Annotated in this window: 20 protein-coding genes; all 20 read left to right on the top strand. The window is 57.1% G+C overall.

Annotation, left to right across the window (positions count from 1 at the left end; all coding sequences use genetic code 11):
- Nucleotides 1-8: 8 nt before the first annotated feature.
- The 20 genes from DFP98_RS25765 (at nucleotide 9) to glyS (ending at nucleotide 17,385) form a co-directional block, all read left to right on the top strand.
- A complete protein-coding gene (locus DFP98_RS25765; protein ID WP_116063499.1) occupies nucleotides 9-647 on the top strand; it encodes a hypothetical protein in 639 nt (212 codons plus the stop codon).
- A 90-nt stretch (nucleotides 648-737) separates the two neighbouring features.
- On the top strand, nucleotides 738-1,127 hold the full coding sequence (locus DFP98_RS25760) for a hypothetical protein (protein ID WP_342772509.1): 390 nt from the start codon (nucleotides 738-740) through the stop codon (nucleotides 1,125-1,127).
- Between the two features lie 123 nt (nucleotides 1,128-1,250).
- Nucleotides 1,251-1,601, top strand: coding sequence for a histidine triad nucleotide-binding protein (locus DFP98_RS25755; protein ID WP_116063498.1), 351 nt, complete (start codon nucleotides 1,251-1,253; stop codon nucleotides 1,599-1,601).
- Nucleotides 1,602-1,755: 154 nt separating this feature from the next.
- A complete protein-coding gene (gene rpsU / locus DFP98_RS25750; RefSeq protein WP_094041673.1) occupies nucleotides 1,756-1,929 on the top strand; it encodes a 30S ribosomal protein S21 in 174 nt (57 codons plus the stop codon).
- Nucleotides 1,930-1,944: 15 nt separating this feature from the next.
- Nucleotides 1,945-2,388, top strand: a complete 444-nt coding sequence (locus tag DFP98_RS25745; protein WP_116063497.1) for a GatB/YqeY domain-containing protein — start codon at nucleotides 1,945-1,947, stop codon at nucleotides 2,386-2,388.
- A 194-nt stretch (nucleotides 2,389-2,582) separates the two neighbouring features.
- Nucleotides 2,583-4,001 (top strand): NfeD family protein, encoded by a 1,419-nt coding sequence (locus tag DFP98_RS25740; protein WP_246016710.1) that lies wholly within the window; start codon nucleotides 2,583-2,585, stop codon nucleotides 3,999-4,001.
- 76 nt (nucleotides 4,002-4,077) lie between these two features.
- Complete coding sequence (gene floA, locus DFP98_RS25735) at nucleotides 4,078-5,076, top strand: flotillin-like protein FloA (protein WP_116063496.1); 999 nt, start codon at nucleotides 4,078-4,080, stop codon at nucleotides 5,074-5,076.
- A 33-nt stretch (nucleotides 5,077-5,109) separates the two neighbouring features.
- Entirely contained in the window at nucleotides 5,110-5,547 is a 438-nt protein-coding gene (locus DFP98_RS25730; protein ID WP_116063495.1) for a hypothetical protein, read from the top strand.
- Nucleotides 5,548-5,698: 151 nt separating this feature from the next.
- Nucleotides 5,699-5,995: a sporulation protein YqfC gene (yqfC, locus tag DFP98_RS25725; RefSeq protein WP_116063494.1), complete on the top strand. Its 297-nt coding sequence runs from the start codon at nucleotides 5,699-5,701 to the stop codon at nucleotides 5,993-5,995.
- 130 nt (nucleotides 5,996-6,125) lie between these two features.
- Nucleotides 6,126-7,304: a sporulation protein YqfD gene (gene yqfD / locus DFP98_RS25720; RefSeq protein ID WP_116063493.1), complete on the top strand. Its 1,179-nt coding sequence runs from the start codon at nucleotides 6,126-6,128 to the stop codon at nucleotides 7,302-7,304.
- A 29-nt stretch (nucleotides 7,305-7,333) separates the two neighbouring features.
- Complete coding sequence (locus DFP98_RS25715) at nucleotides 7,334-8,299, top strand: PhoH family protein (protein ID WP_181917947.1); 966 nt, start codon at nucleotides 7,334-7,336, stop codon at nucleotides 8,297-8,299.
- A 27-nt stretch (nucleotides 8,300-8,326) separates the two neighbouring features.
- Nucleotides 8,327-10,606: an HD family phosphohydrolase gene (locus DFP98_RS25710; RefSeq protein WP_116063492.1), complete on the top strand. Its 2,280-nt coding sequence runs from the start codon at nucleotides 8,327-8,329 to the stop codon at nucleotides 10,604-10,606.
- 3 nt (nucleotides 10,607-10,609) lie between these two features.
- Complete coding sequence (gene ybeY, locus DFP98_RS25705; RefSeq protein ID WP_116063491.1) at nucleotides 10,610-11,146, top strand: rRNA maturation RNase YbeY; 537 nt, start codon at nucleotides 10,610-10,612, stop codon at nucleotides 11,144-11,146.
- Nucleotides 11,143-11,520 carry a diacylglycerol kinase family protein gene (locus DFP98_RS25700; RefSeq protein WP_116063490.1) on the top strand — a complete coding sequence of 126 codons (378 nt, stop codon included), beginning with the start codon at nucleotides 11,143-11,145 and terminating at the stop codon, nucleotides 11,518-11,520. The genes ybeY and DFP98_RS25700 overlap by 4 nt, the downstream gene beginning before the upstream one ends.
- Before the next feature lie 47 nt (nucleotides 11,521-11,567).
- Nucleotides 11,568-12,014 carry a cytidine deaminase gene (locus tag DFP98_RS25695; protein ID WP_116063489.1) on the top strand — a complete coding sequence of 149 codons (447 nt, stop codon included), beginning with the start codon at nucleotides 11,568-11,570 and terminating at the stop codon, nucleotides 12,012-12,014.
- A 3-nt stretch (nucleotides 12,015-12,017) separates the two neighbouring features.
- Nucleotides 12,018-12,920, top strand: a complete 903-nt coding sequence (gene era / locus DFP98_RS25690; protein WP_116063488.1) for a GTPase Era — start codon at nucleotides 12,018-12,020, stop codon at nucleotides 12,918-12,920.
- A gap of 133 nt (nucleotides 12,921-13,053) precedes the next feature.
- Entirely contained in the window at nucleotides 13,054-13,203 is a 150-nt protein-coding gene (locus DFP98_RS25685; protein ID WP_116063487.1) for a YqzL family protein, read from the top strand.
- Nucleotides 13,204-13,209: 6 nt separating this feature from the next.
- Nucleotides 13,210-14,058: a DNA repair protein RecO gene (recO, locus tag DFP98_RS25680; protein ID WP_116063486.1), complete on the top strand. Its 849-nt coding sequence runs from the start codon at nucleotides 13,210-13,212 to the stop codon at nucleotides 14,056-14,058.
- Between the two features lie 365 nt (nucleotides 14,059-14,423).
- A complete protein-coding gene (gene glyQ, locus DFP98_RS25675) occupies nucleotides 14,424-15,311 on the top strand; it encodes a glycine--tRNA ligase subunit alpha (RefSeq protein WP_116063485.1) in 888 nt (295 codons plus the stop codon).
- Nucleotides 15,304-17,385, top strand: coding sequence for a glycine--tRNA ligase subunit beta (gene glyS, locus DFP98_RS25670; protein WP_116063484.1), 2,082 nt, complete (start codon nucleotides 15,304-15,306; stop codon nucleotides 17,383-17,385). Before glyQ ends, glyS begins: the two co-directional genes overlap by 8 nt.

Here is a 17,385-nt window from a genome sequence, read left to right as displayed (position 1 = left end):
ATTGCGTTATGCCGGCCGAAGCCGAAAACAAAATAAAGAGCCGCAGATCGCTCGTTATCGGAGCGATGCTGATTGCGATTGTCGTCTTAATGACATTGGTTATTCTAGGTTACTCAAAATATATGCTGGAAGAGCAGTCGCTCAAAACCGACCGAGGGCAGCGTCTAGCCGAGCGGTACGTCTACGCGCAGCTTTTCGCGGATCGCCTTCGCGACGGCTCTGAAGGGTTTCTCGTAGCGAAGACGGAGGCGGAGAAGGTTCGCGCCGCCAAGGAAATCGCCGAGGCAAGACTGGCGGGGGCGGAGGCGCTGGGCCTGTTTATAGAGGCCGAAAGCTCGGCGTCGGGGCTATCCCGCACTGAGGTATCCGAGGCGATTATGCTTGCGGCCAACGCGGTGATCGGAGGGGAAAGTCCTCTGGCGGCAATCGGCGAGAGCGGCGCCCCGCTGACGGACGCGGAAATTTCCTTTTTGACGAACGTTCGAGACGGAGCGGCAGTTATCGCGGATGCGTTGAACAAATTCCGCTCGCCTTCGGGCGAGGTGGGCTTCCGACAGATGGTGTCGCTGGGAGAGTGGAAGCCGCACGCTCTTGAAGCGTCCGCCAAACTGCGCGAGCTTGCATCCGCTTTGAACGGCCAAAACTGACGTCCAAGCCCATTTTGCTTATATTTATGAGCCATTCGCCTATGCGTGCATATGATGTTGGGGAAATAGGCGCCCAAGGAGAGAATGCTCATGGAAAAAACGAAACCGACGCCCCAGCCGACCCCGCAGCCTGCGCCGAAGCCGACGCAGGAGCATGCGGCGAAAGGACAGTACGCGGTCCATATGATGCCTCAGCCGACGGCTAAAAAAGTAACGAAACAGATGTGCCACTCCCACATGCATCGTTACGTCGAGGTGCAGGCCGTTGACGGCTGCTGCTACGACGGCATCGTGGAGCATGTCGACGACGAGTGGCTGTGCCTGGCCGTCCCGGGCTCCGTGGAGCCCATGCGCGGATTTTTCCCCTTCTATCCGCCATTCGGGGGAGGCTTTTATCCGTATCGTCCGCGCAGGTTTAATCGGCTGATTTTGCCGCTTGCGGGCTTGGCGGCGATCTCCCTGCTGCCGTACTATTGGTAAAGGGCAAGTCCGAGCGGCAAGGGGCCTGCGGCGATCGCCGCAGGCCCCTGCCTATTGGACGGCGAGGGGGCGTATGCGGTATGATGGGAGGCATATGCCAACTCGTTAAAGGGGTGCGTCCATTTGTCAGATTGCTTGTTTTGCAAAATCGTCGAAGGAACGATTCCTTCGCGCAAAGTGTACGAAGACGATCTTGTCTGCGCTTTTCACGATATTCAGCCGCAGGCGCCGGTCCATCTGCTTGTCATCCCCAAGAAGCACATCGCCACAATGAATGATTGCGAGCCTGAGGATCAGGCGCTGCTCGGCCATCTGCTATTATCCGCCAAGAAGATCGCCCAAGAGGCGGGACTCGAGGAGTCCGGCTACCGTCTGGTGAACAATTGCGGCCGCGATTCCGGGCAACTGGTATTCCATATTCATTGGCATATTCTCGGCGGCGAGACGCTCGGACCGTTGAACGTGCAGCAATAGCACCACGCTTATTAGGTTCGTTTTGAGCAAAGGAGAAACTTAACGTCGATCGATTCATATTTATTGCTCGGCTCAAGTTGACACTCCCTTTCCTCATCACATATAATATAGTTTGATAACCGTGTTGGGTCTGTTGCGGAGGGAGGGAAAACAGGTGGCCGAAACAAAAGTACGTAAAAATGAAACAATCGACGCTGCACTCCGCCGCTTCAAGCGTTCCATTGCCAAAGATGGCGTTCTCGCGGAAGTGAAGAAACGTAAGCACTACGAAAAGCCAAGCGTGAAGCGGAAGCTGAAATCCGAAGCTGCGCGCAAACGGAAGTACTAGGAGGAATCCGCACTCATGAATCTTGCGGAACGTTTGAACGATGACATGAAGCAGGCGATGAAGAGCGGGGACAAGTTTCGTCTCCAGACGATTCGCATGATTCGCGCATCGATCAAAAATCAAGAAATCGAGCTGCGCCGGCCGCTTGACGATAACGAGACGCTTAATATATTGAGCCGTGAACTCAAGCAACGACGCGATTCCCAGCTGGACTTTGAAAAAGGCGGCAGGGAAGATCTCGTAAGCAATGTCAGGGCAGAAATTGAGATCATCTCCGAATATCTACCGCGACAGCTTACAGAAGAAGAAATCAAAGCAATCGTTGTACAGACCATGCAAGAAACCGGTGCTTCTTCTAAAGCCGACCTCGGGAAATTGATGGGCGCGCTTATGCCCAAGGTGAAAGGCGTTGCGGACGGCAAAGTCGTTAACGCAATCGTCCAGCAATCTCTGCAATAATCCAGACATGACAGACAGGCACTCCCGCTATGGGGGTGCTTTTTGCGTTACTCTCGGTTAAGCTAAATGTATAAGTCCTTTTCGAAAAGGCACATGCGTAAACGATTTGATTTGGGCAGGAATGAAACGTAACGGTTGTCGAATCGTAATAAAGAGCATGTCGGAGTTGTTGCACAGAGGAGGAGGATGGTGAGATGGGCATGACGACATTACGGGATGCTTACAAGCGTTGGACGGCGCGAATCGGACGGTCTGCGCTGGCGCTGCTTGCCCTTATTCCGCTGCTGGGAGTCGCAACCGGTTTGGCCGGCGCTACAAGCGCGGAGCAATCGCCGTCGGCGGGCGCCGTATATGTGATTCCAGTCCAGCAGACCGTACAGAGCGGCTTGGCCGCATTTCTGGATCGAGCGCTTAATGAAGCGGAGGAAGCGAAAGCGTCGCTTGTCGTGCTCGACGTCGATACGCCCGGCGGCCGTCTGGATACGGCCGAGGAGATCGGCAAGCGCATTCGCGAAGCGTCCGTTCCGACGGTCGCGTTCGTTACGGGCAAGGCGGCTTCCGCCGGCGCTTACCTGAGCTTGAACGCCGGAGATATTGCGATGGCTCCGGGCTCGATGATCGGCGCCGCTATGATTGTGGATGGGGCCGGCAATGCGGTAGAAAATCCGAAATATATCTCGGCGTGGAGCGAGGAGATGCGTGCGGCGGCCGAAATTAACGGACGCAATCCGGACATCGCCATCGGGATGGTCGATCCGAATCGGGTCGTCGAAATGAAGGAAATCGGAGAGACGAGCAGGCAAGGACAAATTATTTCGCTAAGCGCGGAAAACGCGCTTAAGGTCGGTTACGCCGACAAGCTGGCAAACACGGTCGAGGAAGTGATCGCATGGAAAGGGCTGTCCGATCGCACCGTCGTCGAGATTAAGCCTTCGCTTGCGGAGAGGGTGTCGGAGTTTCTGACATCGCCTGGCATCAGTTTGCTGCTGCTTATTATCGGGCTTGCGGGCATCGTTATCGAACTGCTCGTGCCGGGATTCGGGGCACCCGGCATTACCGGCTTGGTCGCATTCGGGCTATATTTCTTCGGACAATCGATTGCAGGCTTCGCCGGAATGGAATCGCTGGTCGTGTTCCTGCTGGGTATCGGGCTGCTCGTGCTCGAGGTTTTCGTCCCGAGCTTCGGAATTTTGGGCATACTCGGTATTATATCGGTCATTGCCGGCATTACGATGGGCGCTTACGATACCGGCAACGCGCTGCGAAGCCTCGGAATCGCGGCTCTAGTGGCGGTGTTCGTCGTCGGTGTTGTCGTGTACATTTTCCGCAAGCGCGGCGTTTGGAACCGATTCATTCTGAAGGAGGAATTGACTTCCGATAGAGGCTTCGTATCCCAGCAACCGCGCGAACACTGGATCGGACAGACCGGAACGACCGTCTCACTGCTGCGGCCGTCGGGAATTGCGGAAATCGGCGGCCAGAGGGTGGATGTCATTACTTCCGGCGAATTTGTCGATCAGGGCAAGGCCGTTCAAGTGACATCGGTGGACGGGACTCGGATCGTCGTAAAGGAAATTCCGGGAAATGCGGCGAATTTAAATAAGGACGTCTGACGGAAGTCTCTATGCCGAGTTCAATATGACCGGTTTTCAGCTGTATGCTTTACAAATAAAAAGTCGGAGGTATGTTATGAGCGGCACGGATATTCAGCTTTTTGTCATTATTGCTCTTGTTGTGATCGGGGTATCGGTCTTTATGAGCTTTTTCCCGTTTATGCTGTGGATTTCAGCGCTTGCCGCCGGAGTTCGCATCAGCATCATTACGCTCGTGGCCATGCGGCTGCGGCGCGTCGTACCGAGCCGGATCGTCAATCCGCTGATCAAAGCATCGAAGGCCGGACTCGGTCTGCATATCAATCAATTGGAAAGTCACTACCTGGCGGGGGGCAACGTCGACCGCGTCGTCAACGCGCTGATCGCGGCTCAACGCGCCAATATTCCGCTTGTGTTCGAACGGGCAGCGGCGATCGACCTGGCCGGACGGGACGTGCTGCAAGCGGTGCAGATGAGCGTTAACCCGAAAGTTATTGAAACTCCTGTCGTATCCGCCGTAGCCAAAAACGGGATCGAAGTCAAAGTCCGCGCCAGAGTTACGGTGAGGGCGAATATTGATCGTCTCGTCGGCGGCGCCGGGGAAGAGACTGTGCTTGCTCGTGTTGCGGAGGGGATCGTCAGTACGAACGGCGCGTCGGAATCCCATAAAGACGTGCTTGAACACCCCGACCTGATCTCGAAGACGGTTCTGAGCAAAGGCTTGGATGCGGGAACGGCATTCGAAATTTTGTCCATCGACATCTCCGACGTGGACGTCGGCAAAAATATCGGCGCTCACCTGCAGACCGAGCAGGCCGAAGCCGACAAGCGCATCGCTCAGGCGAAGGCCGAGGAACGCCGCGCAATGGCCGTCGCCCATGAGCAGGAGATGAAGGCTCGCGTCGTCGAGATGCAGGCGAAGGTCGTCGAGGCGGAATCCGAGGTCCCGCTGGCGATGGCGGCTGCGCTGAAGTCCGGCAATCTCGGCGTCATGGATTACATGAACCTGAAAAACATCGAAGCGGATACGCAGATGAGAGGCTCTATCGGCGGTCAGAGCGATTTGCTTGGCGGAGACGGACCGAAGAAGTCGTAATAAGTCCGCGCCAAGCGGGAAGGAGGGAGCGCCTTGGAGCAGCTCGTAACGTTCCTGACCTCTAATATTCAGTTTGTGATCGTCATCGTCGGGATCCTTTACTTTTTGTTTTTCCGCAAGTCATCGCTTGAGAAGCGCGCGCCTAACCGGATGCCGGAATTCAGGGGAGAGGTCCACGGGCAGCCTGAGCGGCCGTCTCGTCCTCGTCCGCTGCCGGCGGAGGTTAGGCCGGATTTGGCTGCCGAACGGCCTCACAACGTCTCCTACGCGCCTCAGGAGTCCTATTCGGAGCCTGCCGGCGACGAACCGCAGGAATTCGTGAGCCCGCCCCTTCGTACAGCTGTGTCGAGGCGAGCGGAAGTCCAAGGAGCAGGCAAGGAAGGCGACTTGAGCAACCGGGATTTGGCCCGTGCGGTGCTCTGGTCGGAAATATTGGGCCGCCCGCGGGCCCGCAAGCCTTATCGGCGTTAACGGCGAAGTCGGCCAAAGGTCGATGCGCAGTCAGGAAGCTACGTGCTTCCGGCGTGCGCATCGGCCTTTTTTTGCGCTTGCGATTTTTGAACGACTTCATAAAGAGGGGCGTTAGCGCATATGTTTATCGTATAGGAGGGAGGACCGCCCAATGATGCGTGTAAGTCGAAAGCTGCGCAAATGGACCGCGACGATTCTCGATCTGCCGCAGGATGTCGCGCTGGACTTGCCGCGCATCACGATGATCGGGGGCCTTCAATTGACGGTGGAAAATCACCGGGGCATCCTTCACTTCTCTCCGGATACGCTCAGACTTGCAATGGACGGCGGGGAAATGGAGATAACGGGCCAAGATTTGGTCATCCGCAATATCAGGGCGGAGGAAGTGTTCGTGGAAGGAAGGATACTGGGCGTTCAACTGCATGTAAAAGGGAAACCGTCAGGCTGAACGTCGGAGAGACAGGCGTTTTGCCGTCTTGCGGCCCGGCCGGAGCGATCGGAACGCTCTCCGCCGCGGCGCGCGGGGCGGCGTCCGGTCGCTCGAAACTGGACAAGCTCTATGCGGGGAGGGAGCAATTATGAAGGGGAACTGGGTCGCGTATGCGCGCGGTTACGTATGGGTCAAGCTGATCGGAGAAGGGGCGGAACGATTCGTCAATGCGGCGGCGCAGGAGCGGATCGACCTGTGGAATATTTCGTTTTCGCCTGCCGGAGAGCTGACATGCGGGGTATCGATCCCCGATTTTTTTCGGATGCGTCCGCTGCTTAAGAAGAGCGGCTGCCGCACTCGAATTGTATCCAGGCACGGTCTGCCGTTCAAAATGGCCAGACTGTCGCGTCGTAAGACGTTCGCGGGAGGAATGCTCGCGTTTGTGCTTGCGCTGTTTGTGCTGTCCACATTAATCTGGGACGTGAAGGTGGAAGGAAATTCGGCGATCCCCGAGGAGCAAATTCGTCAGGCGGCGAGAGCGGAGGGCATTTACGGCTATCAATGGTCGTTCAGGCTCGCTAACGCAGCCTCCCTGTCGCAGCGTCTTGCTCTTCGCCTGCCCGAGGCGGCCTGGGTCGGCGTGGACAAGCGCGGAACGTCCATTACGATTACGGTCGTCGAATCGACGAAGCCGGAGGCCAAGGCGCTGGAAGGGCCGCGTCATCTCGTCGCCAAGACGGATGCGGTTATCACCCGCATCGTGGCGGAGAACGGCAGGCCGCAGGTGGAACGCAATGACAGGGTGCGCAAGGGCGACATTCTTATCTCCGGCGTGTTGGGCAACGAGACAAACAGCAAACACGTCGTGTCCAAGGGCAAGGTGATGGGGCTTGTCTGGCACGAATACCGGATTTCCTCCCCGCTGCAGTCGGCGACGAGAAATTTGACCGGCGAATCCACGGAGCGGAGCTACCTGATAATCGGAAACCGCGCTTTGCAGATTTCAGGATATGGCGCGCCTGCCTTCGAGCAATCGCAAATTCGTACAACGATCAAAAAAGCTCAGCTCTGGAACAAGATTTTGCCGTTCGGAACGATGAAGGAGCTTGAGCAGGAAGTCGTCGAAATCGGCAAGAAGCTTACTCCCGTCGAGGCGAAAGAGGTCGGATTGGCGCAAGCGAGAGCGGAATTGCTGGCGAAGGCGGGCAAAGATGCGACAATTAAAGCGGAAAACATTTTGCATGAACAAACCGAGAATGGTAAAGTGATGTTAACCGTTCTTTTTGAGGTGGAACAATCTATCGAGGTCGAACGTCCAATCTCGTAGCGGATAGAGTTTAGGGGGAATGAGTTTTTTTGACTGAACTGAAGCATTCGACGACAATCCCGCTCCAGAACGCGGCGGAGGGGCTGGCTCTGTTCGGCCCGCAGGACAAGTTTTTGCGCTTGATCGAGAAGGAGACCGTGTCGCTGATCCGATCCCGAGACGCGGAGATTTATATTGAAGGTCCCGAGGAAGAGGTCCGTTCCTTGCAGCAGCTGTTCGAGACGCTGATCCAACTCGTACAGAGCGGGCTGCAGCTTAGCGAACGCGACGTTCGCTACGCGCTCGAGCTGTCGCGCGAGATGAAAGCGGACGAGCTGCTCTCGTTGTTCAAGGGTGAGATTACGCATACTTTCCGCGGCAAGCCGATTGTTCCGAAGACGCTGGGACAGCGCCACTATGTGACGACGATCCGCAAGAAGGATATCGTGTTCGGCATCGGTCCCGCCGGTACGGGCAAGACTTATCTCGCCGTTATGTGCGCCATCGCGGCTTTGAAGGAAGGCCGGGTTAAGCGCATACTGCTCACTCGTCCGGCCGTCGAAGCAGGGGAAAATCTCGGATTTCTGCCCGGAGACCTGCAGGAGAAGGTAGACCCGTATCTAAGACCGCTGTACGACGCCCTTAACGACGCGCTTGGCGTCGAAGGAGTGGCCAAGGCGATGGAACGCGGCCAAATCGAAATCGCCCCGCTCGCCTACATGAGAGGGCGCACGCTGGACGATTCGTTCGTCATTTTGGACGAAGCGCAGAACACGACGCCCGAGCAGATGAAGATGTTTCTGACAAGGCTGGGCTTCGGCTCCCGGATGGTAATTACCGGCGACGTGACCCAGATCGATTTGCCGAAAGGCAAAAAGTCCGGGCTGATGGAGGCGGAGCGGATTCTTCGCGCCATCGAGGAGATCGGCATCGTGTATTTCACCGACCAGGACGTCGTCAGGCATGCGCTCGTGCAGAAAATCATATTGGCCTACAACGCGGACAGCGAACAATAAATAACCCTTAAGGGAGGGGAGTGCCGGATGAGTCGAAACAATAGCGGCCAGCCTAGCAATCCGCTTACCTTGTCCGGGGCAGCGGCAGGATGGAAGAACAGCGCGGCGATGCGCTGGCTCCTGCTTCTGCTTTTTGTGTTTTTGTTTTACTTCAGTCTGGCTCCGCGGATCGTTCCGGAGACGTACGACATTACGCTTAATGCCAAGGCGGATAAGGATATCCGCGCGCCGCGCCAAGAGGTTGACGAGAAGGCGACCTTGCAGGCGCAGGAGGATGCGGCGAACGGTGTGCCCGACATGTATTCGATCGTGCAGCTCAAGAACGAGGTGCTCGTGAACGAACTGTTCGCCAGAATCGAAGAACTGAACATGGACGACCAAATTACCGAAGCGGACCGTGTCGACATCTTCCGCCGGGTCATTCCGGAGCGGGTCGACCAGTACGTAGCCAGCTTCGTCATCTCCAGCCGCAATTCGGAGGCGTATTCGGCGGAACTGCTGGCCGAGATGCAGCGGGTCGTCGCCGCGCAGAAATACGCCATTCCAGAGGAAACCTATTACAAGATCCCGCGCATGTCGCCCGAACAGCTCCAAGAGATGCGCGGGGTAGCCCGCGACGTCGTGCGGAGGCTGACGATCGAGTCGCTCGCGAATGCAGAAACCGGCCGTACGAAGGTAGCCGAGCTCGTGAACGCCAGCTCCCTGTCGCTTAAGACGGAGCGGGAGATCGTACAGGAGCTGGCGCGGCTGGCGATTACGCCGAACAAGTTCTATGACAAGAAGGAAACCGAGACCGCGAGGATGAAAGCGAAGGAGAATACGCCTCAGGTCGTGATCAAGCAAGGAGATATCGTCGTCAAAAAAGGGCAGGTCATTTCGGAGGCGCTCTACGAGAAACTCGACGGAATGGGGCTGCTGCAGGAGCGCAAAAACTATTGGCCGCAGCTTGGCACGCTGCTGCTGTCCGTCATCCTGACGCTGGCATTGTACGTTTACGGCGAGTTAACGTCGGCGTCGACGATTCTGAGGAAGACGAACGCGCACTGGGTTATGCTGCTGCTGATCTTCGCTCTGAATCTTCTGTTCATGCACTTGGTCGCGCTGACGTACAGCGCGGATTGGCCGTTCGTCGGCTACCTGGCGCCGATCGCCATGGGCGGCATGCTCGTCACGCTGCTGCTGGACATGCATCTCGGCTTGGTCAGCTCGCTCCTGTTTACGCTGCTGGCCAGCGTTATTCTCAACGTTGAACAGAAGTTTATGTTTGATTTCCATTATGGTTTCGTAGCCGCCGTCGTTTCCTTTACGGCCGTGCTTGCGATCCATAAGGCGAGTCAGCGCTCGTCGATTCTGAAGGCGGGAATTATGGTCAGCCTGTTCGGCTCGGTCGCGGTGCTGGCGCTTATGCTGGTCAATCCGGAGCCAAGCCGTTCGGACTTGCTGCAATCCGTTATCTTTATGCTCGCGAGCGGACTGCTGACGGCGGTACTGGTAATCGGGCTGATGCCGTTCTTCGAAGTGACGTTCGGCATTTTGTCCGCACTGAAGCTGGTCGAGCTGTCCAATCCGAACCACCCGCTGCTGCGCAAGCTGCTGACCGAAACCCCGGGAACCTACCATCACAGCTTGATGGTCGGCAATTTGTCGGAGACGGCCGCCGAGGCGGTCGGAGCGAACGGATTGCTATGCCGCGTCGGCTCGTTCTACCACGATGTCGGCAAGACGAAGCGACCGCTTTATTTTATCGAAAACCAGAACGCTTCCGGCAATCCGCATGATAAGCTAGACCCGAAGGTGAGCGCCTCGATTATCGTCGCGCATGCCAGGGATGGGGCGGACATGCTGAAGGCCCACAAGCTGCCCAAGCCGATTCGCGACATTGCCGAGCAGCACCACGGCTCTACTTTCTTGAAATATTTTTACTATAAGGCGGTTAAACAAGCGCAGGAGCAGGGGAAGGAAATCGACTTTACCGAGGACGATTACCGCTATCCCGGACCTAAAGCGCAATCGAAGGAGGCGGCGATCGTCGGCATCGCCGACTGCGTGGAAGCCGCCGTTCGTTCGCTCAACCATCCGAAGGTGGAACAAATCGAAGAGATGATCGCCAAAATTATTAAAGATCGGCTGGACGATCATCAATTCAACGAATGCGATCTGACGATGAAAGAGCTCGACAAGATCGCTCAGACGCTTAAGGAAGCGGTCATCGGCATGTTCCATTCCCGGATCGAATATCCGGACGACAAACAGTTGAAGCAGGCGAAGGAAGCTACGGACGACGCCAGAGAAGCAAAGGAGAACTAGAGGATGACTTTAAGTCTGGAATGGCTCGACGAACGCGAAGACGGGGGCGGAGAGCGCGAAGAGAAATGGATCGATCTGCTGGAGAAGCTGCTGGTCATTGCCGGTCGCAAGGAGGAAGTCGAGCGGGGAATCGTCACGTTGACGCTGACGGACGACGAAGGCATTCGCGAGTTGAATCGCCAATACCGCGGATTGGACAAGCCGACGGACGTGCTCAGCTTCTCGCTGATCGAGGGCGAGCAGGCAGAGATTCGCTACGAGGATGAATACGAGTCCTCCGAGGAAGGGGAAGACGGCTGGGAGGACGAGGAGAAGGCGGGAGATCCGTTCTCGGATCTGCTCGGCGACATCGTCATCTCCGTTCCGCGAGCGGAAGCGCAGGCCGAAGAGTACGGACACAGCTTCGAGCGCGAACTGGGCTTCCTGTTCGTGCACGGGTTTCTGCATTTGCTCGGTTATGATCACGGCGACGAAGCCGAAGAGAAAGCGATGTTCTCCAAGCAGGAAGAGGTATTGCGGGAAGCGGGCCTCTTGCGATGAGCGGCTGGCGTTCGCGCGAAGCCCGAGCGTTTCGCAGCGCGTGGGCGGGCCTGATCGGGGCATTGCGGGACGAACGTCATATGCGATTTCATGCGGTTGCCGCTACAGTCGTCATTCTGTTGGGGCTCTGGCTGGAAGTCTCGCGTACGGATTGGCTGTGGCTGCTGCTTGCAATAGCCGGCGTCTGGTCGGCGGAGCTGTTCAACACCGCCATTGAACGGACGGTGGATCGAATCTCTACCGAGACGCATTCGCTGGCGCGGGCGGCCAAAGATTCGGCCGCGGGAGCGGTGCTCGTTATGGCCATATTCGCCCTTGCGGTGGGGCTGATCGTGCTTGGACCTCCTATGTGGCGAATGATTGTTCATGCCTAGCAAATCGCTAGAGGCAATAGCGCGGAAAATAATCGGAGGCTGGACATATGGAACTGGAAAGTGTAGGCGTTACCAAAGAAAGGCTTGTCGAAGAGGCTTCCAAAGCTCGCAGTAAAGCGTATGTGCCGTATTCGCGGTTCGCGGTCGGCGCCGTCGTCGTCGATGCGGACGGCAACCTGCATCACGGCTGCAATGTGGAGAATGCCGCTTACGGGCCGACGAACTGCGCGGAGCGAACCGCTCTGTTCCGGGCGATCGCGGACGGGCGGCAGGCCGGCGAATTCCGGGCCATCGCCGTCATCGGCGACACCGAGCAGCCGATCGCTCCCTGCGGCGTTTGCCGGCAGGTGCTGCTCGAGCTGTGCGAGCCGGATATGCCGGTATTGCTGGCCAACGTGCGCGGAGATACGAGGGTAACGACGGTAGCGGAATTGCTGCCGGGAGCGTTCTCGCCGCGCGATCTGAACAACCGAGAGGCTGTCGAAGGAGAGTAAGAGATGCAGAAGAAAGGCTTCAAATCGGGCTTCGTCGCCATCGTCGGACGTCCGAACGTCGGCAAGTCGACGCTGATGAACCAAGCGATCGGCCAGAAAATCGCGATCATGTCGGATAAGCCGCAGACGACGCGCAACAAAATCCACGGCGTCTATACGACGGACGACACGCAGATTGTTTTCCTTGATACGCCCGGCATCCATAAGCCGAACTCCAAGCTCGGCAACTATATGGTCAAGGCGGCGGAGGGCGCGCTGAACGAAGTGGATGCGATTTTGTTTCTGACCGACGTAACCGAACCGATCGGCGGCGGCGATCGCTACATTATGGAACAACTCAAGAAGGTCACAGATACGCCGGTGTTTCTCGTATTAAACAAAATCGATAAAATTCATCCGGAAGCGATGCTGCCGGTAATCGAAAAATTTCGCAAACAGATGGATTTTACGGAAATCGTACCGGTATCCGCCCTGCAGGGCAACAATGTGAATGCGCTGCTTGAGCAGGTTTCCAAGTATTTGAAGGAAGGCCCGATGTACTATCCGGCCGACCAGATTACCGACCACCCCGAGCAATTTGTCTGCGCCGAGCTCATTCGCGAGAAGTTGCTGCAGCTGACAAGGGAAGAGATTCCGCACTCGATCGCGGTAGAGATCGAAAGCATGAGCGTTGCGGACAACGGACTTGTAAACATTGGGGCCGTCATTTACGTCGAACGGGATTCGCAGAAGGGGATCATTATCGGCAAAAACGGCGGGCTGTTGAAAGAGGTAGGCAAGCTGGCCCGTCTCGATATGGAACGATTGCTCGGATCGAAAATTTTTCTCGAGCTGTGGGTTAAGGTCAATAAAGACTGGCGCAACCGCGAGTCGATATTGAAGACGCTTGGCTACAGAGAAGATTAAAGCGAGAGTAGAATAACCGCTATAAGGGTTTCGGAGCCACATGCATAAATGTGTCAGGCATACGACGGGGGCTCCCGTGACATCCTAATCCTCGAAGGTGCAGGTCATTTTCGCCCGGAGAGGATGAGGCGCGGTGCGGGATTTCACGTGGCACGTGTTTACGCAAACCGGCGATATCGAAGCTTATCTGCTTTATAAAGAAGTGCACAATCTCGGAGCTTCAGAACCCGGCGCGGGCGCCGGGCTCGAGGAAGGCGAGATCGACGTCGCGAACGAGGAATGAGAGCCGATGCTGTATCGGGCGGAAGGGATAGTCATTCGCAGCACCGATTACGGGGAAGGGAATAAAATCGTCACCCTGCTTACGCCGACTTTCGGCAAGCAGGGCATTGTCGTGCGCGGGGCGAAAAAATTAAAGAGTCGTTACGGCGCGTTGGCGCAGCTATTTACATACGGAGATTATTCGTATTATAAGAACGGTACGCTTGGCACATTGAATAGCGGGGAAATCATCGAATCGTTTCAGGAGCTGAGACAGGGGCTGGAAGGACCTGCCTACGCGGCTTATGCAGCGGAGTTGACCGATCGCGCCATCAACGACGACGAAGCCGCCGCCTACTTGTTCCACCAGTTGAAAGCCTGCCAGACGGCTTTGGTTGAAGGGAAAGATCCGCAAATTGTCGTCAAAGCCTACGAGATGAAGGTGTTTGCCGCGGCGGGCTACGCGCCGATGCTCGACGAATGCGTCAGCTGCGGCAGAACGGACGCGCCGTTTTATTTCAGCGCAGCCGGGGGCGGCGCGCTATGCCGGGCGTGCAAATCGCGAGATCCGGGCGCGCTTGAGCTGCAGGACGGCGTATGGAAGCTGATGCGCGTGTTTCTTGCGCTGGACATGCGCAGATTGGGGAGCATCGCGGTTAAGGAAAGCACCAAACAGCAGTTGCAGCTTGCGCTGCGCAGATGGATGGACACCCATCTGAACTTGAATCTGAAATCGCGAGGGTTTCTCGATCAGTTGGAGAAATACGGCGATCTGCTGGGCATGGCTCCAAACCCGGCACCGGTCGAGAGAAGAGCGGTGCCCCCTTCGGAAGAGGAATCCAAAGAGGCGGGAACGCGGGAGGACGGAGCCGTTTGACAGGTCGCTCCACAGTAGTTTAGAATGTTGTCATAGTTTATATTCTCTGCGAAGGAGAGAGTAGCCGAACTTTTTGCGGTCAATGCAGCGAGCCGGGGACGGTGCAAGCCCGGAGACGCAAGTCGGCGAAAGGCACTCTGGAGAGATCGGATTGCAAGAGGAGGGTTTTCCGGCACGATGCGCCACAAGGGCTTTTGGCCCCCAGCGTCGACAGGAAACCAAGTAGGGTGGAACCGCGGGAATGTTCAGCTCCCGTCCCTATGTCTGCCGTGGCGGACGTGGGACCGGAGTTTTTTTGCGCTTTTCGCGCCGGGATCCCAGTTCGGCTCGTTCTTGAACAGATCTGTCAAAAGGAGAGAACAAGGATGAATTTTCAGCAAATGACGCTAACGCTGCAGCAATTCTGGGGCGAACAAAACTGTATCGTCGTGCAGCCTTACGACACGGAGAAGGGCGCGGGGACGATGAACCCGATGACGTTCCTGCGGTCGATCGGCCCGGAGCCTTGGAACGTCGCGTACGTCGAGCCGTCCAGGCGTCCTGCCGACGGCCGCTATGGCGAGAACCCTAACCGGCTGTATCAGCATCATCAATTCCAGGTCATTATGAAGCCGTCTCCGGACAACATTCAAGAGCTGTATTTGGAGAGCCTGAAGCGGCTCGGCATAGATCCTCTGCACCACGACATTCGCTTCGTTGAGGATAACTGGGAGGCTCCGACGCTCGGCGCTTGGGGACTAGGCTGGGAAGTGTGGCTGGACGGAATGGAAGTGACCCAGTTTACTTACTTCCAGCAAGTAGGCGGCATCGATTGCCACCCGGTAGCGGTCGAAATCACGTACGGAATGGAACGGCTTGCTTCTTATATTCAAGATAAAGAAAACGTGTTCGATTTAGAGTGGGTCAACGGCGTGGCTTACGGCGACGTATTTAAGCAGCCCGAGTACGAGCATTCCAAATATACGTTCGAAGTGTCCGACGCTGCGATGCTGTTTCAGCTGTTCTCAACCTACGAGGCCGAAGCGAAGCGCGCGATGGCCGAGAATCTTGTTTTTCCGGCCTATGATTACGTGCTGAAGTGTTCGCATGCGTTTAACCTGTTGGACGCTCGCGGAGCGATCAGCGTTACCGAGCGAACCGGCTACATTACGAGAGTGCGGAATTTGGCCCGTCAGGTCGCGGCCACGTATTTGCAAGAGCGGGAGCGGCTTGAATTCCCGTTGCTGAAGAAAGGAGCGGCGAACAATGGCTAAGGACTTACTGCTGGAGATCGGAATGGAAGAAGTGCCTGCCCGCTTCGTGCGCGCGGCGATGGAGCAATTGCAGGACAAAACGGTCAAATGGCTGACCGACAGCCGGCTTGCCTACAGCGAAGTGAAAGCTTATGCGACGCCTCGTCGCCTGGCTGTGCTCGTAACGGGTTTGGCTGATAAGCAAGAGGATGTCACCGAAGACGTGAAGGGACCGTCCCGCAAAATCGCCTACGACGAGAACGGAGCGTGGAGCAAGCCGGCGCTTGGATTCGCGAGAAGCCAGGGGGCCGATCCTGACTCGCTGTTTATTCGCGAAGTTGCCGGAGTAGAGTACGTCTTCGCCACTAAGAGCAGTCTAGGTGTCGAGACGGCTTCGCTGTTGCCCGAAGCGCTGCCGTCGCTCGTAACTTCGCTCACCTTCCCGAAAAATATGAGATGGGGCGATCACGAGCTGCGCTACGTGCGTCCGATCCGCTGGCTCGTCGCGCTTCACGGCGACCGGGTCGTGCCGTTCGAAATCGCCGGAGTCGCTTCCGGCAATGTAACGCGTGGCCATCGCTTCCTTGGCAAGGAAGCCGTCGTTGCGGAGCCGTCCTCCTATGTCGAAGTTCTGCGTGCGGAACACGTCATTGTTGACGTCGGGGAGCGCCGTAAAGCAATCCTGACGGGGATCGAAAGCCTGGCGGAAGAACGGGGCTGGACGATCGGCATCAAGGACGACTTGCTCGAAGAGGTGTTGTTCCTCGTCGAGACGCCGTCCGCGCTAGCGGGTTCGTTCGATCCGAGCTTCCTGGACATTCCTCAGGAAGTGCTCATTACGTCAATGCGCGAACATCAGCGCTATTTCCCGGTATTCGACGGAGAAGGACGGCTGCTTCCGCATTTCGTAACGGTGCGTAACGGCGATCGAACATCGATCGACGTCGTGGCCAAAGGCAACGAGAAGGTGCTTAGAGCCCGTTTGTCCGATGCCAAGTTTTTCTATGAGGAAGACAAGAGGCTGGTCATCGCGGATGCGCTGGCCAAGCTTGAAAATATCGTATACCACGAAGAACTCGGCACGGTTGCGGACAAAGTTCGCCGCGTGCGCGCCGTTGCCGATCGCATCGCCGCTCAGCTGCGTCTTGAGCCTTCCGCAGCCGAGGATATCGCTCGGACGGCCGATATTTGCAAATTCGATCTCGTGTCTCAGATGGTGTACGAGTTCCCGGAGCTGCAAGGCATTATGGGCGAAGATTACGCCCGTCTTGCCGGAGAGCGCGAGACCGTCGCTCGGGCGATCAACGAACATTACTCGCCGCGCAACGCGGGCGACAAGCCGGCTGCTTCGCTCGTCGGCGCGGTCGTCGGCATCGCCGACAAGCTGGATACGATTGCCGGCTGCTTCTCCATCGGCATCATTCCGACCGGCTCTCAGGATCCTTACGCACTGCGCCGCCAGGCGGCCGGCATCGTCAATACGCTGCTGGCGCACGAGCTGGAAATTACGCTCGACGAGCTGTTCCGCATCGCCCTTAGCGTACTCGCAGAGAGAGGGCTGAAGCGCGAAGCTTCCGAGGTCACCAAGGATATGCAAGAGTTTTTCGTGCTCCGCGTGAAAAACGTGCTCTCTGAGCAAGCGATCCGCTACGACGTCGTCGATGCGGTGCTGGGGGCGGGAGCGGGCGACGTACGCCGCACAGTGCTGCGCGCCAGCGCCCTGCAGGCGGTGACAACCGACGAAGCGAAGGCGGATTTCCGGCCGGCTGTCGAAGCGTTCAACCGCGTTTGCAATTTGGCGGCCAAAGCCGATTCCAAACAAGTGGACGCCAACCTGTTCGCCGACGAGGCGGAAGGCAAGCTGTACGAGGCTTGGCAGGAGGCCCACGGCCAATTGGTAAAGGCGACGGTGGAGGCCGATTTGGAGGGAGCGCTGTCTGCGCTGTCTGAACTGAGCGGGCCGATTACGACCTTCTTCGATGCGGTTATGGTCATGGCGGAAGACGAAGCGCTACGCCGCAACCGGCTGGCCATATTGTCTCTTGTCGCCGACGATGTGAAACAATTCGCCGATTTCTCCAAATTGGCGGGATAG

Source organism: Cohnella phaseoli (assembly GCF_003386235.1).
Taxonomy (GTDB): domain Bacteria; phylum Bacillota; class Bacilli; order Paenibacillales; family Paenibacillaceae; genus Cohnella; species Cohnella phaseoli.
This window is presented reverse-complemented; position numbering and strand designations above follow the sequence as displayed.